A 19521-nucleotide genomic window follows, 5' to 3' on the forward strand; every position below is an offset into this window, starting at 1 on the left:
GCGAGATTAGGCGGGCAATTCGCCGAAATCGGTCAGCGCCGCATCGCGCAGGCCGCGCCACACGTTGCGCGCCTGCACGGTATCGGCGACGTCATGCACACGCAGCAACTGCACGCCCGCGTTCATCCCGGCAATGGCGAGCGCGATGCTGCCGCCCAGTCGCCGCTCGACCGGCGCCTCGTTCGACAGCGCCCCGATCATCCGCTTGCGGCTGGCGCCCAGCAGCAGCGGCTGGCCCAGCGCATGGAACAGCGGCAGTGCGTTGATCAGCGCGAGATTGTCAGCCAGCGACTTGCCGAAGCCGATGCCGGGATCGAGCACGATCCTGGCCCGCGAAATGCCCGCCGCCACCGCCGCATCGCGGCGTTCCATCAGCCAGTCGAACACATCGAACACGACATTGTCATATTGCGCGTTCGAATGCAGGTCCTGCCCGTCGCCCGGCGCATGCATCAGGATCACCGGGCAGCCGCTGGTCGCGGCAAGACCGAAACTGCGCGGATCGAACCGCATGGCCGAAACGTCATTGGCAATATGCGCGCCTGCTGCCAGCGCCGCTTCCAGCACTCCCGCGCGGCGGGTATCGATGCTGATCGCAGCACCCATCGCACTGCAATATTCGATCGCGGGCAGCACTCGGTCCTTTTCGTCGCCTTCCCAGGTCGCTGCGGCGCCGGGGCGCGTGCTCTCCCCGCCGATGTCGATGATCGCCGCGCCCGCTTCCAGCATGGCCGCGGCATGCGCGCGGCCCGCTTCCGGATTGTCAAGGAATTCACCACCATCGGTGAAACTGTCGGGCGTGACGTTGAGGATGCCCATCACCTGCGGCTGGTCGAGCCGGATCGCGCGCGCACCGCATTCGAGCGGCGGGTGCACCAGCGCCAGATTGGTCCATTGCGCCTGCGCTTCCTCGGAAACGCTGGCGGGCAGCGCGGCAAGGATCGCGGGCATCCCTTTCGGATCGGTAAGCCAACGCTCGGCCACTGCGCCATCCCGCCGCAGGATCACCGCAAAGCGATGCGCATAGACCATGCCGCCCGCCAGGCGGATGGCATTGCCCTCTTCATGCTGCGGCCCCGGCGCAAAGCCGACCGGGCGGATGTAGACTTTATCGGTCACTTGTCAGGATTTCCGATCTGAAGCTGAGTGGATGGAACACATGGAACACGGTCCAATGGGAAGAAAACAGGCCATCGTTCAATCGCCCTTATGCGGCGCGATTGGAAGGGTACGATGCGATCATTCCACGGGTGTATTGCGGGAATGGCCTGTAGGACAGCGCCAAGCCACCCCGGCCGCAAGCCAGGCTGGGGTGACCTGCGTCGATCCATCAAACTTTGATCAGCGGCGTTCAAATTCCTCGATCAGCGACAGGATATGGCCGCGGTGCGCCCTCGTTTCGAGATCGGCAATCGGCGATGCCGCGATAGACTTGATCCGGCCCAGGCTGGCGAGTGCGGCAGAGCGTGCGACATAGTCGAAATTCGGCTGTGCCTGGGGTCCTGACGGCGTAATCTCCATCCCGCCCCCCTTGCCGCCAGCGACCGCGATCAGCCGCGTGACGTACTCAATCTGCAAGTTCTGACGATAAGTGTTGACGGCAGTCAGCCGGTCAGCGTCGAACATAAAGCCCGTCAGTTCGGCAAGGTAAGTACTGACCGGGTAAGCGCCGCCATAGCGCCGCGTGTCGGTCAACCGGGCAAGCACATTCGGATGCAGCAAGTGATCGAGCAGCGAGCGCTGGATCCGCAGTGCCCGGGCATGCGGCTTGGGATCGATATTGACGCCGTATGCGTCGAAACCCCGGCGTTCGATCTGCAGCCGGTTGAGCAGCACTTCGCCAGATGCAAAGGCATCCGGGGCGAAGGCTATCCGGTTCACGGTGGCGAGCGCGCGCCGCTGATCCGCAACTGGGACAGGTTGGAACGGCTGTGCCGCACCGGTTTGCCCAACCGCTGCACGATTGTTGAAAACACCACCGATCCAGCGCGAAGCGACATTGGCCGCGACAGCCTTCTGTCCGGTCAGGATCATGTAGCTATTGTACAGCGATTGATAGCTGTCGCCGGTCTTCAGCGTACGTTGAGGCAATGCGCCCAGTGCCTCATCGACCAGCAGCGCATACTGCCCGGCCCAACCGATCGGGTCGTCTGACAGGTCATCGATCATGACCCGCGGGTCAATGTGCTGCCCAGGTGCGCGCATGTCATCCGCATCATTGCCGAACGCGAGGGCCGGTTCGGTCGAACGCGCCAGGATCCGTTCCAGCGCGGCACTGTCGGTCGTGTAGCCGAATTCGATCGCCCAGATATCATAGGGCCCCGGCTCGCTGATCGAAAACTGGCCTTGCGGTTTCCCCATGCCGGCGATGTTGATCGCGGCATAATCCATGACCGAATTGGTGGGCAGGTTTTCCGGAGACGAAAGCGCCGCCAGCGGCACCGTGCTGGTCGATCGCATGTTATGGTTGAGGCCCAATGTATGGCCTATTTCATGCAGCACGAGGTAATAGAGTTCCTGCTTGACCAGTTCCTCCATCTCGGCAGCACTGGCACCTTTTGCGGCCAAAACAGCGCGAGCCGTCATTATCTTGGCCTGCAAATCGCTCGCAAAGGTGCAACCGGCCCCATGGCGACTATGCGGTGCAGATGCCCAGTTCGCGCCGTCGCTGCCGTGCCAACCGGCGGCAAGGCCCGCCGTGTCGAAAATCTCGGCATAGCGCATGCGATTGGTCAGGAAGCGATATTCCAGCATGATATCCGCGCCGATGATCTCGCCCGTACGCGGATTGGTGAAACTGGGGCCATAACCGCCAAACGGTGGGTTTGGCGATGATGTCCAGCGCAACACGTTATAACGGATGTCGCCCGCGTCCCACTCGGCATCATCGGGTTGGATTTTCACTGCCACTGCATTGGTGAAGCCTGCCGCCTCGAACGCCTTGTTCCAAGCAAGCGCCGCGTCGCGAATGGTTTCGCGCAATTCCAGCGGAGTCGTGTTCTCGATCCAGAACGTAATCGGCTTGACCGGATCGGACAGCGCCGCGTCCGGGTTTTTCTTCTCCAGCCGCCAGCGGTTGATCACATCGCGATATGGCGTGTGCGATGTCGATGTAAGGTCGGTGATCTGGTTGGTAAAATAGCCGACGCGATAATCATCGGCGCGCGGCTCGAAGCCGGCTTTGGGCATTTCCAGGAACGAATGCTGCACCATGATCGCAACCGAGCGTGGATCGGTGATAGCGGGGTTGCCGTAGTTGATCGGCTTGGGATTGTCGTAGACATACTCGACCCGGATATCGGTGTTTTCTGGGAAGTTGCCGATACCGGCAATCTGCGTCTTTTCAGCGGACAGTTCACCCAGGGTGAATTCGGCGCCCGGCTTGGCCTCTGGGGATTGCCACGGTTGAACGCGACTCAGCGCCTCGCCTTCCAGCAGCGCATCAGCCGATATCAATAATCTTTGGCTGTCTTCGCTTTCAGCAGAGATGGCAACATTGGCGAGCGGGGCACGCGAAATATTGGCGTTCGACGCACGCGCAAGCGGGCTTTGCGGATCAAAGTAATAGCTGGTGTTGATCGCTTCGACCTCGACCCGGTCAAACTTGCGATTGAAGGTAATGATCCGGTTGTCACGGAAATTGCCGCGGAAAAGGCCGACTTCGGCGGGGCCGTTCTCGCTGTATGTAAAATAAATGAACTCGTCACCAAGCCGCTTGGCGGGGATCTCAATGAAGACTTCCCCGGTCTTCGTATTGCGATAGAGCGGAAAAAGGCCATCGGCCCGTTCGAAATCTTTCACGAATTCGGCCAGCGACTTGGGCTTCTCCTCTGCACCCTTGTCCTTGCCCTTGCCTTCGTCTTTCGCATGTGCGCCCGAAATCGCAATCAGCGCTGCACCAAGAAAAACGAGATATCTGCGCATATGAGTCCCCCCCGAGGAATTGGTATCGGGCGCACTCTTGGCATTTCGCAATTCGATGCAAGCAATTACTGCAGGCGAGGACGGACATGGACTAAGGTGCGGCGGTTTTGGCCTGCTTCATCAGATCCGCCTCAATCCTCCACGCTAAGCAGATACAGCTGCCGCGCGGCGTCGATCGGCTTCACATCGCGCCCGTCCGGCCCTTCGACTTCATAGTGCCAGAAGGTCCAGCCATTGCAGCTGGGTGCGCCTTGCAGGTCCTTGCCCAGGCTGTGGATGCTTCCGGTCTGCTTGCCATATGCCAGCGAACCGTCCGCGCGCACAGTCGCGATCCAGCGGCGCTTCTTGTCGAACACTTCGGTGCCCGGCTTGAGATAGCCCGCCTCGACCAGCGCGCCGAACGCCACCTTGGGCGCAGCTTTCGCGCTCTGCATGGTCTGGAGCGCGCTTTCATCGAGCGGCAATTCCTTGGCGATCCGCTTGTAGGCAGCGTCACGATAGACGTTCTCGCGCTCGCAGCCGATCCACTCGCGGCCCAATCGCTTGGCGACCGCACCGGTGGTGCCTGTGCCGAAGAAGGGATCGAGCACCACGTCGCCCTTCTCGGTCGTCGCCAGCAGCACGCGATAAAGCAGCGCTTCGGGCTTTTGCGTTGGGTGGACCTTGTGCCCGCCTTCCTTCAGCCGTTCGCCGCCCGAACAGATCGGCAGCACCCAGTCGCTGCGCATCTGCAGCTCGTCATTGAGCGTCTTCATCGCGCGATAGTTGAAGTGGTACTTCGCCTTTTCGCCCATGCTGGCCCACAGCAGCGTCTCATGCGCATTTGTGAAGCGCGTGCCCTTGAAATTGGGCATCGGGTTGGTCTTGCGCCAGACGATGTCGTTGAGGATCCAGAAGCCGAGATCCTGGAGGATAGCGCCGACGCGGTAGATATTGTGATAGCTGCCGATTACCCAGAGCGCCCCGTCGGGCTTGAGCACGCGGCGCGCCTCGGTCAGCCAGTCACGCGTGAAATCGTCATAGGCCTTGAAGCTGTCGAACTGGTCCCAATGGTCGGTTACCGCATCCACCGCGCTGCCATCGGGCCGGTTGAGGTCGCCGCCGAGCTGCAAATTGTAAGGCGGATCGGCAAAGATCAGGTCCACGCTGGCAGTCGGGATGGAGCGCATCGCCTCCACGCAATCGCCGTCAAGGATCTGCCCCAGCGGCAGGCCAGCTTTCGAAACGGCAACAGTTTCAGCGCGCGCGACGCGCGCTTTCGTGGTCTCCATGACCGCCATGCTTTCTACCCCTCTGATAAGTTATCCACAGGGTGAGTCCTCGCGGACTCCGGGTCAAGCACAAAGCGATAGGCGGTTATGGTTAACGGCGCGTTAGCTGTCACGGAACAAAAAGAGTCCCGCACAAGATATTGAGTCTCGGCCCTTTCCGGGGACTCGATATCGTGGGGTGTTGCACCGGGGACTCAACCGCGGCGCGAAATTTCAGGCGAACATGAAAACGGTGTTCGCGGCAAAGGCGATGACCAGCAAGGCGCCAATCATGCGGCTGATTTCCTTGGCGCGTGACACCAGCAGCAAGAAGGCGACGGCACTAAGCGCCAGCAGCACCAGCTCGAAACTGAGCAGGTCGGCCGGCACGGCGAAAGGCGCGATGGTCATGGTCGCGCCGCCGATCAGCAGGATGTTGTAGATGTTCGAGCCAACGACATTGCCGATCGCAAGCCCCGGCTTGCCACGGATCGCAGCCGCCACCGAAGCGGCGAGTTCTGGCAACGAAGTGCCTACCGCCACCACGGTCAGGCCGATCACCGTTTCGGAAACACCCAGCACGCGGGCAAGGTCGATTGCGCCGGTCACCAGCGCCTGGCCGCCGATTACCAGCAGGGCAAGCCCGATCAAGAACAGCAGGATCGCGGCCGGCAGGCGGACCTGCGCCTCCGGCTCGTCCTCCTCATCGCCGGCATCGCTGTGCGGGTGATTGTAGCGCCAATAGACATAGGCGACGATCCCCGCGAGTAGCGCCAGCCCGACCCACACCGAACCCAGCTGCGCGGCGGTGAGCGCCCACAGTACCAGAGTGGCGCCCAGTGCCACCACTGCGTCACGCCGGCCCGTGCCGCTCAGTGCGATCGGCATCACGAGCGCGGTTGCGCCAAGGATCAGCAGGGTGTTGGCAAGGTTCGAGCCGACGATATTGCCCCAGGCGATCCCCGGCGATCCGGCCAGCGCCGCTTCCACGCTGGCGACCATTTCCGGCATGGAAGTGGCAGCGCCCACGATCACCAGCCCGGTGACGAGGTTCGACACGCCCAGCCGCTGGGCAATGCCCACCGCGCCGCGCACCAGCAGCTCGCCGCCAATGGCCAGGCCCACCAGGCCTGCCAGGCTGTACAGAATCGGTTCGATCATGCTGCGGCGCTTAGCTGAAACTCGGGTTCAAAGAAGCGCCAATTGCGCCACCGGGGCAAATGACTGCCGATGGAGGGGGATGGTCCATGCAGCCGCAACGCTTCCATATGCTCGGCGGTTCCATAACCCTTGTTTCTTTCCCAGCCGTAGTGCGGATGCGCCTCTGCTGCAGCAATCATCAGCCGGTCGCGCCATTCCTTGGCGATTATGCTGGCGGCGGAGATGCAAGGCTCCAGCGCATCGCCGCCGACGATCGCCCGCGCCTGCGTCCAGCGCCATTGCTCGCACCGCCCACGCGGTGTCAGGTTGCCGTCGATCAGGATCGCGTCGGGCTCGCGCCCCAGCCGCTTGACCAGCTGCCCCACGGCGCGGGTCATCGCATGCATGGTGGCGACCAGGATATTGAGCCGGTCGATCTCTTCCGGCTCGACCACGCCCAGCCCCCATGTGCAGCTTGCGCGAATGCGTTCGTCGAGTGCGGCGCGGCGGTTGGCCGAAAGCTTCTTGGAATCGTCCAGCCCGTCGGGAACACCCTGCCCCAGCACCACAGCGGCGGCCACCACCGGGCCCGCCAGCGGGCCGCGCCCGGCTTCGTCAACGCCAATGACGATTGGCTGGGCACCGTTTTCGATTTCGTGCATTGCAGAGGGCATGACCATGATCTCTAAGCTTCCTACCGCCCTATTCCCTGCCGCCATGCTGCTCGCAAGCTGCGGCGCCACCGCAGGTGTGGACACACCCTCCACCAGCGCCGAGCCTGAACTCGCAATTGAGGAGATGGGCACTTACGAGCGCCCCTGGGCCGCAGCCTTTGTCCCGGGCACCGAAGTGCTGGTTATCACGCTCAAGGCCGGCGAGTTGCGCGGGATTGACACCGCCACTGGACGCAGCTTTGCCATCACCGGCGCACCGGATGTCGATTATGGCGGCCAGGGCGGATTGGGCGACGTCGCCTTTCTTGCCAGCGAATGGGCCGACACGGTCGGCAGCCGCACGATCTATCTCAGCTGGGCCGAAGCCGGTGAAGGCGACACGCGCGGCGCCGTTGTCGGGCGCGGCACGCTGAACTGCGAAGACGGCGGCGACTGCTCCATTTCGGGCCTCGACGTGATCTGGCGCCAGGCGCCCAAGGTTACCGGGCGCGGGCATTATTCGCACCGCATCCGTTTCTCGCCTGACGAGAGCTATATGTTCGTTGCCAGCGGTGACCGGCAGAAGCTCGATCCTGCGCAGGACACCGGCAATACGCTCGGCACCATTGTGAGGCTCAACCTTGATGGCACACCGGCGGCGGGCAATCCGATGGCCGAACAGGGCGGCGTGACTGCGGAAATCTGGTCTTACGGGCACCGCAACATCCTGGGAATGGACTGGGATGCCGACGGACGCTTGTGGGAAGTGGAGCACGGCCCGGCGGGCGGCGACGAGCTGAACCTGGTGCAACGGGGCGCGAATTATGGCTGGCCGGTGCGTTCTGACGGCGATCACTACAATGGCGACAACATCCCCGATCACACCCCAGACGACGGCTTTGCCAAGGCCGCGTTGGGATGGACTCCGGTGATCGCACCGGGCGACATGATTTTCTATCGCGGTGACATGTTCGGCGCATGGAAGGGCGATGCGCTGATCGCAGGCCTCGCTTCGAAGGGCCTGGTTCGTGTTACCATCGATGGCGAAAGTGCCAGCGAAGCGGCACGCTATCCGATCGACAACCGCGTGCGCTCGGTCGATGAAGGGCCGGACGGTGCGTTGTGGGTGCTGGAAGACGGCCCGGAAGCACGGCTGCTCAAGATCACTGCAAAATAGCTTTCGCTGGCTCAACCACGAATTGGATCGACAGCGCCGTGCGCGCCAACTAAGCGCGCCCGCGCAATGGCGACTCTGATCCCCCTCGCGAACGTGCCCACAGACATGATCGAGCAGGTGCTCGATCGTGCCTTCGGGCCTAACCGGCACGCCCGCACCGCCTATCGCATCCGCACCGGCACCGAATGGCTCGAAGCGCTAAGCTTCGCCGCGCTCGACGATGACGATCTGCTAGTCGGCACGATCCAGCTGTGGCCGGTGGCGCTGACCGATCCGCAAGGGCGCGCCCACCCGCTGGTGATGGTTGGCCCGGTCGCGGTGCTGCCCGAACACCAGGGCGAAGGCTATGGCAAGGCGCTGATGGCGGCATCGCTCGGCTCGATCGATCCGGATGCCGGATTGCCGCAAGTGCTGATCGGCGACGAGCCCTATTACGGGCAGTGGGATTTCTCGGCCCGGTACACCGGCGGCTGGCGCTGTCCCGGCCCGTGGGACCCCGAGCGGCTGCTGGTCCGCTGTGCCAACCCCGCGATCCTGCCCCGCGAAGGCATTCTGGGGCCTTGGAAAGCTTAGTCGCGAGCGGTCAGAACATCCGTTCTGACCGCGGCCTTGCCACCCGCGCCCTCCACCCTTCCACCCGGATGATATCCCGGTAGGCTCCGGGTGGAAGGGTGGAGGGCGCGGGAGGCGTGGACCATTGAACAGAAACACTCATTCTGGCATCGGCCGGCTTGCATGCCTTACGAACCGCCGCCCCACCTTGCCGAACTGACGCTGGCGCAGATCGCCGAGCTGGTGGCCGCGCGCAAGCTGCCGCCGGTGGAGAGCTGGAACCCGCAGCAAATCACCGAGAGCCATATGCGCATAGCGGCGGACGGCACATGGTTCCATCAGGGCGATCCGATCCGGCGTGAGGCGATGGTGCGCGCTTTCGCCGGGCTCTTGACCCGCGACGAAGCCGGGCATCACTGGCTGGTCACTCCGTTCGAAAAATCCGCCATCGAGGTCGAAGATGCCGCCTTCATCGCTGTCGACGTCGCGCGGCGCGATGCGGGACTGGCTTTTCGCCTCAACACCGACGAGCTGGTGATCGCCGGGCCGGAAAATCGCCTGCGCGCCGCCGGCTGTGCCGACACGCCTGCGCTTTACCTGCACGTGCGGCGCGGCTGCGAAGCGCGGCTCAACCGCAGCACGTACCAGCAGCTGGCCGAAATCGCGCTGGCTGAAAGCGACGACTGGCGCGTTTCCAGCATGGGCGAATCATTTTCGCTGGTGCCGCAATGAGCGAGCTCTACGATCGCCTTTCGCAACTGTACGAGCGCGGACACGCGCGCGAAATCCCTGACCTGATGAGCGATGCCCGCTTTGCACAGGCCGGGCGCACCGCCGACGCCGCTGTGCTGATTGCCGTCACCGACAAACCCGACCCAGGTGTAATCCTCACCCAGCGGCCGCGCGACATGCGCGATCATCCCGGGCAGGTTGCCTTTCCCGGTGGCAAGATCGATCCCGGCGAGGATGCGATTGCGGCGGCCCTGCGCGAGGCGGAGGAAGAAATCGCCCTGCCCAGCCACCATGTGCGCGTGATCGGCCCGACTGACCGCTACCAGACCGGCACCGGCTTCAACGTCACCCCGGTTCTGGGCGTGGTGCCGCCCGATCTGGAGCTAAGCCCTAACCCGACCGAGGTCGAGGCGTGGTTCGAAGCTCCGCTGCAGATGTTGCTCGAACGCGAGCACTGGCAGACGCATGAAGTGTTCTGGCGCGGCGAAATGCGGCGCTATCTTGAGCTGCATTACGATGGCTTCCGGATCTGGGGCGTGACTGCGGCGATCATCGCCAATCTCGCGCGCCGGATTGCGCCAGAGGAGCTGGCCGATGTTCGCTAGACTGGCTGACGCTGCCTGGACCCGGCGCGAGGGGCTGCAAGCGCTCACCGCTGCGCTGGGCGCAGACAACATGCGCTGGGTTGGCGGGGCGATCCGCGACAGCCTGCTCGGCAGCGACGTCAGCGATGTCGATTGCGCCACCAGGCTGCTGCCCGATGACGTCATGGAGCGCTGCCGCCTTGCCGGCATTCGCACGGTGCCGACCGGAATCGAGCACGGCACTGTAACTGCGATCCTCAAAGGCGGGCCGGTCGAGATCACCACGCTGCGGCGCGACGTATCGACGGATGGGCGGCGCGCCACCGTCGCCTTTGCGCAGGCGTGGGAAGAGGACGCGGCGCGGCGCGATTTCACCATCAACGCGCTCTACGCTCATCCCGAAACACTGGAGATCTTCGACTATTTCGGGGGGATGGACGATCTGGCTGCACGGCGCGTGCGCTTCATCGGCGATGCCCGCCAGCGCATCCGCGAGGACCATCTGCGCATCCTGCGCTATTTCCGCTTCCAGGCGCGGTTCGGGGCAGAGCTGGATGCAGAGGCGGAAGAAGCCTGCGCTGAACTCGCGTCGACGCTCAAGGGCCTCAGCCGCGAACGCATCGCGATGGAGCTGACCGCGCTGCTGGCCTTGCCCGATCCGCATGCCACCGTGGCGCGGATGCGCCAGCTGGGCGTGCTGCAGGTAGTGCTGCCTGAGGCTTGCCCGCAGCATATCGAACTTCTGGGCCGGGTCATCGCTGCCGAACAGGAGCAAGGCTTCGCGCCTGATCCCATGCGGCGGATGGCCGCGCTCTTGCCGCCGATTACCGAGGTCGCGGAAACTGTCGCTGCGCGGTTGCGGCTTTCGAAAACCCAGCGGGGCCACCTTGTCGCGGTGGCGGGTCGCAATCAGAGCGATCTCGCTGCCATGCATGCGCTGGCCTATGCCGAAACAGCCCCTGTCGCGATCGACCGGGTGCTGCTGCAAGGCGGCGATGCCGGCGGCTTGAAACATTGGGAAATCCCGCAATTCCCGCTCAAGGGCGGGGAGATCGTGGCGCGCGGGGTAACCGCCGGGCCAGAGGTCGCAAGAATGTTACGCCGGGTGGAGCAGCACTGGATCGAAGAAGGCTTCCCGCCGCGTGAGCGCGTAATGGAATTGCTCGACCGGGAACTCTCTGCCCGCAGCGGCATTTCTTAATCGCAGCTTCAGGTCCATCGGGCCAAACGGGTGCCACGGTTGCCCCGCCACGCTTTGTCTGGCTATACGGCGTAACCATCGCGGCCCCAAGCGCGGCTGCGTTGAGGGATTCTGGCCTTTTTCAGTGTTCCGCCACAATTGAAACTGAAGTCCGGCGCGGCGCGAATTTCCGGATCGCGGCGCCGTTGGAATCGATTTGAACGGAGATTAGTGATGAAATTTGCAAAGCTTGCCCTTCTGGCATCCGCGCTCGCCGCAACCCCGATCGCTGCGCAGGCGCAGGATGTGGGCGCCACCGTTTATGGCAATGATGGCCAGCCGATTGGCACGATCGAGAGCAATGACGGAACCAACGCCGTGCTGAGCACCGGCAAATACAGCGCCACGCTGCCGTTGAACGCGTTCGGCACGAGCGAGCAGGGGCCGACGCTCAACATCACCAAGGCCGCCATTGAAGAACAACTTGCCGCCGCCCAGGCCGCGCAGGAAGAGGCGATGGCCGAAGCCAAGGCAAAGGCTGAAGCCGAAGCCGCCGCTGCATTGGCCGCTGCACTGGTTGTCGGCGCACCGGTCGTAACTGCCGATGCGCAGTCGCTCGGCATGGTCGAGCAAATCGCCGGCCAGAACGTGGTGGTCAAGGGCGAGGACGAAACGCTGGTGACGCTGCCGGTTAACCTGCTGGCTGCCCATCCCGAAGGTGGGATCATGGCGCTGGCCAATTATGCGGACATCATGGCTGCGCTGGAAGCGGTAGGCGGCTAAGCTCGCGCAACCGCTAAGGCATTATGGAGGGGCCGCGGGGACGACCTGCGGCCCTTTCTATTTTCCGTCGATCCGTTCTTCCTTCGTCGGCGGTGGGCTGAAGCGGTTGTCCTTGGGGAAGCCCTGTGGCGGCAAACGCCCGGCCGCGCCGCGCGCCACCTTCCACTGCCAGATCTCGCTTTCGGTGCGGGTACGATCACCCTTGCCGCCCATCTGCCAGCTGAGCCCTTCGCTCAAGACGAAGGTCGTCGCATCCGACAGGCCGCCGTCGCGATAGCGCTGCAGCGTCACGCCCTGCCCGCGCGCCAGCACCGGCACTTCCTCAAGGTTGAACACCACCAGCTTGCGATTGTCGCCGACGCAGGCGACATGATCATGCCCTTGACCGATCGAATGCACGACATTGAGTTTCGCGCCGTCCTTCAGGTTCACCACCTGGCGACCCTTGCGGGTTTCGGCGAGCAACTCGCTTTCTTCCGCCACGAAACCCTTGCCCGGGGTCGATGCCAGCAGCAGCCGCGCGCCCGGCCGGTGCACCACCATGCCGGCGATCCCGGTTTCGGCCTCCAAGTCGACCATCGACTGCACCGGCTCGCCAAAGCCGCGTGCGCCCGGCAGCTTGTCCGCGCCAAGCGTGTAGAAACGGCCGTTTTCGGCGGCGATCAGGATCTTGTCCGTGGTCTGCGCGTGGGCGATGAAAGCCAGCCCATCGCCTTCCTTGTATTTGAATTCCTGGTCGAGCGGCACATGCCCGCTCGCCGCACGGATCCAGCCCTTTTGCGACAGGATCACCGTGACCGGCGCCTTTTCGATCATCGCGTCCATGCTGAATTCAACCGCGGGCGCAGCTTCCTCGATCCGCGTGCGGCGTTTGCCCAGTGCGGTATCTTCGGCATACTCCTTGCGCAGATTGCCAAGGTCGCGCTTGAGCCGCGTGCGCTGGCGGGCCGGACTTTCCAGCAGCTTGTTGAGCTCGTCCTGCTCTTTCAGCAGGTCTTCCTTCTCCTGCCGCAGCTCCATTTCCTCAAGCTTGCGAAGTGAGCGAAGCCGCATGTTGAGGATGGCTTCGGCCTGCCGGTCAGTGAGGCTGAATTCCTCCATCATCACCGCCTTGGGATCATCCTCGTAACGGATGATCTCGATCACCCGGTCAAGGTTGAGGAAAGCGATGATATAGCCTTCGACCAGCTCCAGCCGCCGCGCGATCTGGTCAAGCCGGTGGCGGCTGCGCCGCTGCAAGATGTCGATCTGGCTGGCGACCCAGTTTTGCAGCAGCTCTTTCAGCCCCATCACCATCGGTGTGCGGCTGGCGTCAAGCACGTTGAGGTTGAGCCCGAAGCGGGTTTCGAGATCGGTCAGCTTGAAGACCGATTCCTTGAGCAGTTCGGGATCGACATTGCGGCTGCGCGGCACCAGCACGATGCGGATCTGCTCGTCGCTCTCGTCGCGCACATCCTCCAGGATCGGCACTTTCTTGTCGGCGATCGCCTGCGCGATCTGCTCGATCAGCTTGCCCTTCTGCACCTGGTAGGGGATTTCGGAGATCACCAGCTGCCACTGCCCGCCGCCCAGCCGCTCAATCCCGGCGTCGCGGTCGGCCGCGTCCTTCGCCTCTGCCGCATGGAACACACCGCGCACGCGGAAGCTGCCGCGTCCGGTCTCGTAAGCGTTCGAAATAACGTCCCGGCTGTCGATGATCTGCCCGCCGGTCGGGAAATCAGGACCCTGGAAAAGCTCCATCAGCCGCGCGTGTTCGACGTGCGGGTTGTCGATCAGCTCCAGCGTGGCGTCGATGATTTCGGCGACGTTGTGGCTCGGGATATTGGTCGCCATGCCCACCGCGATGCCGCTGGCGCCATTGGCCAGCAGGTTGGGGAACAGGCCGGGGAAAATCTCCGGCTCCTGCTCCTCGCCATTATAGGTCGGGATGAAATCGACCGTGCCTTCGTCGAGCCCCGCCATCAGCTGCAACGCGGTCTTGGTCAGGCGCGCTTCGGTGTAGCGATAGGCGGCGGCGTTATCGCCGTCGATATTGCCGAAATTGCCCTGCCCTTCGACCAGCGGGTATCTGAGCGCGAAATCCTGTGCCAAGCGGACCATGGCGTCATAGACCGAGGCATCGCCATGCGGGTGGTATTTTCCGATCACGTCGCCGACGACGCGGGCGGACTTCTTGAAAGCGGAATTGGGATCGAGCTTCAACTGCCGCATCGCCCAAAGCAGGCGGCGGTGGACCGGCTTGAGCCCATCGCGCAGGTCGGGCAGCGAACGCGCGGTAATGGTCGACAACGCATAGACGAGATAGCGTTCTTCCAGCGCGGAATCGAACGGCGCATCGACAATCGCGTCAAAGGGATCGGGCTCGGTCATTTCGGTAACGTCAGGCATCGCTCACGCGCTTAGCAACGCGCGCGCGCGAGGAGAGGCGTTTCCACAGGGAAACGCCGATTAGCCGTATTTTGCCCGATCGTTCCGCATTGCCGCGATTTCCTCTCTCAGCGCGCGCAATTCGCGCAGGATTTCCTCGCGTTCGTCATGGGCTTCCTCATCCGCAGCTTCAGACATTGCGTTGACGATCACACCGATGAACAGGTTGAGCACGATGAAGCTGGTGACCAGGATAAAGGGAACAAAGAACACCCATGCGGCGGGATAGACCTCCATCACCGGCCGCACGATCCCCATCGACCAGCTTTCCAACGTCATCACCTGAAACAGCGAATAGAGCGAAGCGCCGAGCGTGCCGAACCATTCGGGAAAGGCCGCGCCGAACAGTTTCGTTGCCATCACCGCGCTAATGTAGAAGAGCAACAGCAGCATCACGACCACCGTGCCGATGCTGGGGATAGCGCTGAACAAGCCGACAATCACCTTGCGCATGCTCGGAACGACGGAGATCAGTCGCAAGGCGCGCAGGATACGCAGCGCACGCAGCACGGAGAACTGCTGGCTTGCCGGCACCAGCGCGACCGCGACGATCACGAAATCGAAGACGTTCCAACCATTGCGGAAAAAGGCCAGGCGATAGACAAACAACTTGATTGCAAGCTCGACGACGAAAATGGCGATCGCCGCGCGGTCGAGCGCCGCAATCAGCGTGCCGAAGCGCGCCATCGCAGCAGGCCAGGTTTCCAGCCCTAGCCCGATCGCATTGATAACAATGATGGTGATGATTGCCCGCTCGAAATAGCGGGACTCGACCAATTGCCGCATGCACTCACGCAGGCTCATCTTATGCCGCTCCAATTCTTGAAAGCCCCTTTTGGACGAGCTGTCACATCCGCCGCATGTCGTGCGCTTCGGCGGGCACCGATACGGCCAACCCGTCAAGCTCCGGCGTCAGCTCGATCTGGCAACTGAGGCGGCTGGTGCGGCGCACCCCGGCGGCGAAATCGAGCATGTCCTCTTCTTCCTCGCTCGCTGGCGGCAACTGGTCGAACCATTCGCCGTCGACGATCACATGGCAGGTGGAGCACGCCATCTGGCCTTCGCAAGTCCCCTCCAGCGGCAAGCCGAGCGACTGCCCCAATTCGAGCAATGACTGGCCAGGCTCGCCCGTGCCTTCGGTGACATTGCCCTGCATGTCGGAAAAGCGGACCTTGATGCTCACGCCAATTGCTCCTTCGCGGCTGCGTTGATCGCCTGCGCGGCGCACTCGATCTCGTCAAGCGTGGTGTACCGCCCGAAACCGAGCCGGATAGAGCTTTTGGCCTCACGGTCGCTGAGCCCGATCGCTTTCAGCACATGGCTTGGCCGGCCCGATCCGCTGGCGCACGCCGACCCAGCGCTGAACATGACATCACGGCAGTCGGACATCAGCCGCGCAACATCAAGTCCGTCGCGCCGGATGTTGAGATTGCCATGCCAGCGCGCCTCTACAGTGCCGTTGAGTGTCCAGTCGGCGAACAGTTCGCGCGCGCGGTTCCACAGCGCTTCGACATGCGCCGCATCCTCGCCCATACGCTCCTGCGCCAGCGCTGCCGCTGCACCGAAACCGGCGATCAGCGCGGGAGACAGCGTGCCCGAACGCAGGCCCGCTTCCTGCCCGCCGCCGGTCTGCTGTTCGGTCAGGCTCACCCCGTCGCGGACCCATAGCGCGCCTACGCCCTTGGGCCCGTGGAGCTTGTGCGCGCTGACCGCGATCATGTCAGCGCCGGTAATTTCGATCTTGCCGTAAGCCTGCACTGCATCGACCAGGTAAAGCGCGCCAAGTTCTTTCGCGCGGCGGTGCCATTCCACCGTCGGCTGGATCGTCCCGATCTCGTTATTGACCTGCATCACGCACACCAGCCGCACATCATTGGGCAGGTCCTGCGCGGTGCTGCACTGGCCCTCTTTCGAGACGTTGAGGATGTGCGCCGCGCCCAGCGCCTGTGCGGTATCGAGCACCGCAGCGTGCTCGATCGCGCTGACCGACACACTGCCGCCGATTCCGCTGCCCCGGATCGCAAGATTGATCGCCTCGGTCGCGCCGCTGGTGAAGATGATTTCGCCGCCCGGCGGGAACAGCGCGGCGACCTTGTCGCGCGCCACCTCGATCGCTGCGGCGGCCATGCGCCCCATGCGGTGGGGGCTGTGCGGATTGCCAAAGCCGGTGCCGTCCGGCCCATCGAGCCAGCGCAGCATCGCATCGCGCGCTTCGGGCGCAAGCGGAGTGGTCGCCTGGTAATCGAGGTAGATCATGTAATCGATCTCCAAGCCTCAGCGAATTTACCGAGATCATCCGGCGTGGTGTTCCAGCCGATGCTGACGCGGATCGTGCGAGCCGCCACCTCATCCGGGACGCCGAAAGCGTCGAGCACGCGGCTTTTCTTGAGCGTTCCAGAGGAGCACGCGCTTCCCGCTGACACCGCAAAACCCATGGCGTCCAAGCGGATAAGCAGCGCCTGGGCGGACATGGTCGGGTGGGCCAGGGCAAAGATGTAATCGTTCTGATCACCAAAGCGCAGCACATTCTCGCACAGGCCGTCAGCAAACTTCGCGCGGTCGGCAAATGTCGTCTGCCATTTGCCCGCTTCCAGCGCCGCGGCCATTCCCAGCGCCGCAGGCATGTTCTCCGTGCCTTGGCGATAGCCACGCTCATGCCCGCCAATGGGTTCTAGCATCGCGAAATCCCTGACCAGCAGCGCGCCAATCCCGATCGGCCCGCCGAACTTGTGGGCGGACACGACGATCATGTCGGCATCAGGAATTTCAAGCTTTCCAGCGCTTTGCGCGCAATCCGAAAGCAGCAGCGCGCCGGAAGAACGGATCGTTTCCGCCATTGCCGACACCGGATTGATGACTCCGGTTTCGGAATTCACATGCTGGATAGCGAGGATGCAGCTTTCGTCGAATGCAGTGTCGTCTGAAAACAACTCAGCATCCGGCGAAGCGCGAAACACCGCGTCGTGCTCAACCGCACTGACAATGCGCCGCTCCACCTTCGCGCGGTTCAGCGCGATCCACAGCGCCTCGCTCGCGCCGCTGGCGAAGATCAGCTCGCCGTCCCATTTGAGCGCCACCTTGATCCGCTCGCGCGCATCCTCCAGCGCGGCCTTGGCGCGTCGTCCTTCAGCATGCGGGCTCGACGGATTGGCCCAGATCCGGGATCCCTCGTCCATCGCCGCTTTAGCTTCGGGACGCAGCGGGCTGGTGGCGGCATGATCGAGATAGATACGCGGCGAAATGAGGCAGCCTCGGCTATGGTTATCGCAATTGCGAATTTTCGAACCGACACTATATAGGCCGGCAAACGCGGCGTGCCAGTTCCGGCGCGGCCCATCAACAGGTTACACGATGCCATCAGTCATCTTTCCCGGCCCCGAAGGCCGCCTCGAAGGTCGTTTCTCCCCGCCACCGCGCCCCCGCGCGCCGGTCGCCATGATCCTGCACCCGCATCCCGAAGGCGGCGGCACGATGAATGACCGCATCGTCCAGCGGCTGTACAAGACCTTTGCCGACCGCGGCTTTGCCACACTGCGCTTCAACTTCCGCGGTGTCGGCCGCAGCCAGGGCAGCTTTGACAACGGCATTGGCGAGCTGAGCGACGCTGCGTCGGCGCTCGACTGGGTGCAGTCGATCCACCCGGAGGCGCAGACCACCTGGGTAGCCGGATACAGCTTCGGCGCGCTGATCGGAATGCAGCTGCTGATGCGCCGCCCCGAAGTGCGCGGCTTCATCTCGGTCGCTCCGCCCGCAAACATGTATGATTTCAGCTTCCTCGCCCCCTGCCCCGCTTCGGGCATCTTCATCCAGGGTGCGGCGGATACTGTGGTGCAGCCGATTGCAGTGCAGAAGCTGGTCGACAAGCTGCGCACACAGAAGCACATCACCATCCATCACGAGGAAATCCCGCGCGCCAATCACTTCTTCGAAAACGAGCTCGAAGACCTGATGGCCTCGGTCGACAACTACCTCGATTTCCGCTTGCACCCCGACTGCCCGATCAAGTGATCGGGCTGGGTCGCCGCCCCGCCAAAGCAAACCCTCGCTGCCAAAGGTCTTGATTGGCAACGCGAAATATCTTGCCCTATAAATGTTATGTTGTAACATTATGCTTACGGAGTCGCCTCCGTAACAGAGCATAAAGCCAGCACTGGCGGCCCAGTGGAAAGAGAGGAGCCGCTTATGGCATTTACAGACCCCCCTGTCGCTCAAGCAGCGCGGCGCCGGCATGGCCGGGGCGCTGATCATCCCCGGCGCGCTTGGCGCGTTGTTCATCTCAAGCCTGGCCGTTACCGGCGTCGTCAAATTGCCGCCCATGCCGCGTCCACAAGGCGTAAACATACCCCTGTCCCCGCCGCCACCGCCGCCCGAACCGGAACAGGCAAAGTCCGAACGGGCGACCAGCAATTCGCAAGTCTACTCACCGCCGCGCAGGCTCGATGTGACAAAGCCCGACTTCACAATCGACACCACCGAAGTCCTGCCACCGCCGGGCGACCGGATCGACACGATCGTGCTGCCCCCGCTCGATGATATCGGGCCACCGGTCCGCTTGCCATACAAGCCGGTTGGCGTGAGCCCGCGCAATGATCCGGGAAGCTGGGTGACGGCCGACGACTATCGTTCAAGCTGGATCAACCGCGAACTGACCGGCAGTGCGAAGTTCGACCTGGCGATTGCGCCCAATGGCCGGGTGACCGGATGCCGGATCACCCAGTCGACCGGTCACTCGGCGCTGGATGAAGCCACCTGCGCCCTGATCGCCAAACGTGCGCGCTTTACCCCGGCCACCGATGCGGCGGGCAAACCCGTTGCTGGCAGCTATTCGAGCTCGATCCGCTGGGTCCTGCCCGACTAATCCTGCTGAACCCGGTCGAGCGGCGCATCGCCGCTCGCATCGGGCAGCGTCCAGATCAGGACGTTGACAATCGCGATCACCGCCAGCAGCACCATCAGCAGCGGTTGTTTGAGCGGAACCCCGCGCCGCCACAGCACGAATGCGCCCACCAGCAATGTGCCGGCTGCCAACATTACGATCGATAGCACCAGGTTCATTGTCGGCTCCTTCCTTAGCGCCGATAGCGCATGCACTCCGCCCTGCAAACCGGAGACAGGACGA

18 protein-coding genes and 1 pseudogene are annotated in these 19521 nt (G+C 63.3%); 8 read left to right on the forward strand and 11 right to left on the reverse strand.

The features are described 5' to 3' along the window. Positions 1–6: 6 nt before the first annotated feature. The 5 genes and pseudogenes from folP to G6N82_RS03920 all read right to left on the reverse strand — a co-directional run bounded on the left by folP (position 7) and on the right by G6N82_RS03920 (position 6988). Positions 7–1119, reverse strand: coding sequence for a dihydropteroate synthase (gene folP / locus G6N82_RS03900; protein WP_165193912.1), 1113 nt, complete (start codon positions 1117–1119; stop codon positions 7–9). Between the two features lie 222 nt (positions 1120–1341). After that, on the reverse strand, positions 1342–3924 hold the full coding sequence (locus tag G6N82_RS03905) for a zinc-dependent metalloprotease (RefSeq protein ID WP_165193914.1): 2583 nt from the start codon (positions 3922–3924) through the stop codon (positions 1342–1344). A gap of 131 nt (positions 3925–4055) precedes the next feature. Further along, positions 4056–5195 (reverse strand): site-specific DNA-methyltransferase, encoded by a 1140-nt coding sequence (locus G6N82_RS03910; RefSeq protein WP_277601957.1) that lies wholly within the window; start codon positions 5193–5195, stop codon positions 4056–4058. 213 nt (positions 5196–5408) lie between these two features. Beyond that, entirely contained in the window at positions 5409–6335 is a 927-nt protein-coding gene (locus G6N82_RS03915; protein WP_165193918.1) for a calcium/sodium antiporter, read from the reverse strand. 27 nt (positions 6336–6362) lie between these two features. Beyond that, positions 6363–6988, reverse strand: a pseudogene (locus G6N82_RS03920) (ribonuclease HII). Between G6N82_RS03920 and G6N82_RS03925 the strand changes: the two are divergent. From G6N82_RS03925 to G6N82_RS03950, 6 genes are all read left to right on the forward strand, one after another. Further along, positions 6987–8144, forward strand: a complete 1158-nt coding sequence (locus G6N82_RS03925; RefSeq protein ID WP_165193920.1) for a PQQ-dependent sugar dehydrogenase — start codon at positions 6987–6989, stop codon at positions 8142–8144. The pseudogene G6N82_RS03920 and the gene G6N82_RS03925 overlap by 2 nt on opposite strands. 66 nt (positions 8145–8210) lie before the next feature. Continuing rightward, positions 8211–8717, forward strand: coding sequence for an N-acetyltransferase (locus tag G6N82_RS03930; protein WP_165193922.1), 507 nt, complete (start codon positions 8211–8213; stop codon positions 8715–8717). Between the two features lie 162 nt (positions 8718–8879). Beyond that, positions 8880–9428 carry a DUF1285 domain-containing protein gene (locus tag G6N82_RS03935; protein ID WP_165193924.1) on the forward strand — a complete coding sequence of 183 codons (549 nt, stop codon included), beginning with the start codon at positions 8880–8882 and terminating at the stop codon, positions 9426–9428. Further along, positions 9425–10033, forward strand: coding sequence for a CoA pyrophosphatase (locus G6N82_RS03940; protein WP_165193926.1), 609 nt, complete (start codon positions 9425–9427; stop codon positions 10031–10033). Before G6N82_RS03935 ends, G6N82_RS03940 begins: the two co-directional genes overlap by 4 nt. Continuing rightward, a complete protein-coding gene (locus tag G6N82_RS03945; protein ID WP_165193928.1) occupies positions 10023–11213 on the forward strand; it encodes a CCA tRNA nucleotidyltransferase in 1191 nt (396 codons plus the stop codon). The genes G6N82_RS03940 and G6N82_RS03945 overlap by 11 nt, the downstream gene beginning before the upstream one ends. 213 nt (positions 11214–11426) lie before the next feature. Further along, the gene (locus G6N82_RS03950; RefSeq protein ID WP_165193930.1) at positions 11427–11975 is read left to right on the forward strand and encodes a hypothetical protein; all 549 of its coding nucleotides are present in this window, start codon (positions 11427–11429) and stop codon (positions 11973–11975) included. Between the two features lie 57 nt (positions 11976–12032). Here G6N82_RS03950 and parC read toward each other — a convergent pair whose 3' ends face one another. From parC to G6N82_RS03975, 5 genes are read right to left on the reverse strand one after another with little or no spacing between them, the layout of a single operon-like run. After that, positions 12033–14363, reverse strand: a complete 2331-nt coding sequence (parC, locus tag G6N82_RS03955; protein WP_165193932.1) for a DNA topoisomerase IV subunit A — start codon at positions 14361–14363, stop codon at positions 12033–12035. 60 nt (positions 14364–14423) lie between these two features. Continuing rightward, complete coding sequence (locus G6N82_RS03960; RefSeq protein WP_206520289.1) at positions 14424–15206, reverse strand: ion transporter; 783 nt, start codon at positions 15204–15206, stop codon at positions 14424–14426. A gap of 43 nt (positions 15207–15249) precedes the next feature. After that, a complete protein-coding gene (locus tag G6N82_RS03965; protein WP_165197943.1) occupies positions 15250–15558 on the reverse strand; it encodes a 2Fe-2S iron-sulfur cluster-binding protein in 309 nt (102 codons plus the stop codon). A gap of 23 nt (positions 15559–15581) precedes the next feature. Continuing rightward, positions 15582–16658: a cysteine desulfurase family protein gene (locus tag G6N82_RS03970; protein ID WP_165193934.1), complete on the reverse strand. Its 1077-nt coding sequence runs from the start codon at positions 16656–16658 to the stop codon at positions 15582–15584. Then, a complete protein-coding gene (locus G6N82_RS03975; RefSeq protein ID WP_277601969.1) occupies positions 16655–17632 on the reverse strand; it encodes an aminotransferase class V-fold PLP-dependent enzyme in 978 nt (325 codons plus the stop codon). The genes G6N82_RS03970 and G6N82_RS03975 overlap by 4 nt, the downstream gene beginning before the upstream one ends. Before the next feature lie 121 nt (positions 17633–17753). Between G6N82_RS03975 and G6N82_RS03980 the strand changes: the two genes are divergently transcribed. Both G6N82_RS03980 and G6N82_RS03985 read left to right on the forward strand, forming a co-directional pair. Beyond that, positions 17754–18410: an alpha/beta hydrolase gene (locus G6N82_RS03980; protein ID WP_165193936.1), complete on the forward strand. Its 657-nt coding sequence runs from the start codon at positions 17754–17756 to the stop codon at positions 18408–18410. Between the two features lie 220 nt (positions 18411–18630). Then, a complete protein-coding gene (locus tag G6N82_RS03985; RefSeq protein WP_165193938.1) occupies positions 18631–19260 on the forward strand; it encodes an energy transducer TonB in 630 nt (209 codons plus the stop codon). Here the strand turns inward: G6N82_RS03985 and G6N82_RS03990 are convergent. Continuing rightward, positions 19257–19457, reverse strand: coding sequence for a hypothetical protein (locus tag G6N82_RS03990; protein WP_165193940.1), 201 nt, complete (start codon positions 19455–19457; stop codon positions 19257–19259). The genes G6N82_RS03985 and G6N82_RS03990 overlap by 4 nt on opposite strands. Positions 19458–19521: the final 64 nt, after the last annotated feature.

The organism is Altererythrobacter sp. BO-6 (genome assembly GCF_011047315.1).
In the GTDB taxonomy this organism is placed as follows: domain Bacteria; phylum Pseudomonadota; class Alphaproteobacteria; order Sphingomonadales; family Sphingomonadaceae; genus Erythrobacter.

What these genes read in the sequence shown, in the direction of transcription:
- G6N82_RS03910 (WP_277601957.1), bottom strand. Translation starts at nt 5,195, where the DNA reads ATGGAGACCACGAAAGCGCGCGTCGCGCGCGCTGAAACTGTTGCCGTT.
- G6N82_RS03970 (WP_165193934.1), bottom strand. Translation starts at nt 16,658, where the DNA reads ATGATCTACCTCGATTACCAGGCGACCACTCCGCTTGCGCCCGAAGCG.
- G6N82_RS03990 (WP_165193940.1), bottom strand. Translation starts at nt 19,457, where the DNA reads ATGAACCTGGTGCTATCGATCGTAATGTTGGCAGCCGGCACATTGCTG.
- G6N82_RS03985 (WP_165193938.1), top strand. Translation starts at nt 18,631, where the DNA reads ATGGCCGGGGCGCTGATCATCCCCGGCGCGCTTGGCGCGTTGTTCATC.
- G6N82_RS03980 (WP_165193936.1), top strand. Translation starts at nt 17,754, where the DNA reads ATGCCATCAGTCATCTTTCCCGGCCCCGAAGGCCGCCTCGAAGGTCGT.
- G6N82_RS03945 (WP_165193928.1), top strand. Translation starts at nt 10,023, where the DNA reads ATGTTCGCTAGACTGGCTGACGCTGCCTGGACCCGGCGCGAGGGGCTG.
- G6N82_RS03905 (WP_165193914.1), bottom strand. Translation starts at nt 3,924, where the DNA reads ATGCGCAGATATCTCGTTTTTCTTGGTGCAGCGCTGATTGCGATTTCG.
- G6N82_RS03925 (WP_165193920.1), top strand. Translation starts at nt 6,987, where the DNA reads ATGACCATGATCTCTAAGCTTCCTACCGCCCTATTCCCTGCCGCCATG.
- G6N82_RS03965 (WP_165197943.1), bottom strand. Translation starts at nt 15,558, where the DNA reads ATGCAGGGCAATGTCACCGAAGGCACGGGCGAGCCTGGCCAGTCATTG.
- G6N82_RS03935 (WP_165193924.1), top strand. Translation starts at nt 8,880, where the DNA reads ATGCCTTACGAACCGCCGCCCCACCTTGCCGAACTGACGCTGGCGCAG.
- G6N82_RS03960 (WP_206520289.1), bottom strand. Translation starts at nt 15,206, where the DNA reads ATGAGCCTGCGTGAGTGCATGCGGCAATTGGTCGAGTCCCGCTATTTC.
- G6N82_RS03950 (WP_165193930.1), top strand. Translation starts at nt 11,427, where the DNA reads ATGAAATTTGCAAAGCTTGCCCTTCTGGCATCCGCGCTCGCCGCAACC.
- parC (WP_165193932.1), bottom strand. Translation starts at nt 14,363, where the DNA reads ATGCCTGACGTTACCGAAATGACCGAGCCCGATCCCTTTGACGCGATT.
- G6N82_RS03915 (WP_165193918.1), bottom strand. Translation starts at nt 6,335, where the DNA reads ATGATCGAACCGATTCTGTACAGCCTGGCAGGCCTGGTGGGCCTGGCC.
- G6N82_RS03940 (WP_165193926.1), top strand. Translation starts at nt 9,425, where the DNA reads ATGAGCGAGCTCTACGATCGCCTTTCGCAACTGTACGAGCGCGGACAC.
- G6N82_RS03930 (WP_165193922.1), top strand. Translation starts at nt 8,211, where the DNA reads ATGGCGACTCTGATCCCCCTCGCGAACGTGCCCACAGACATGATCGAG.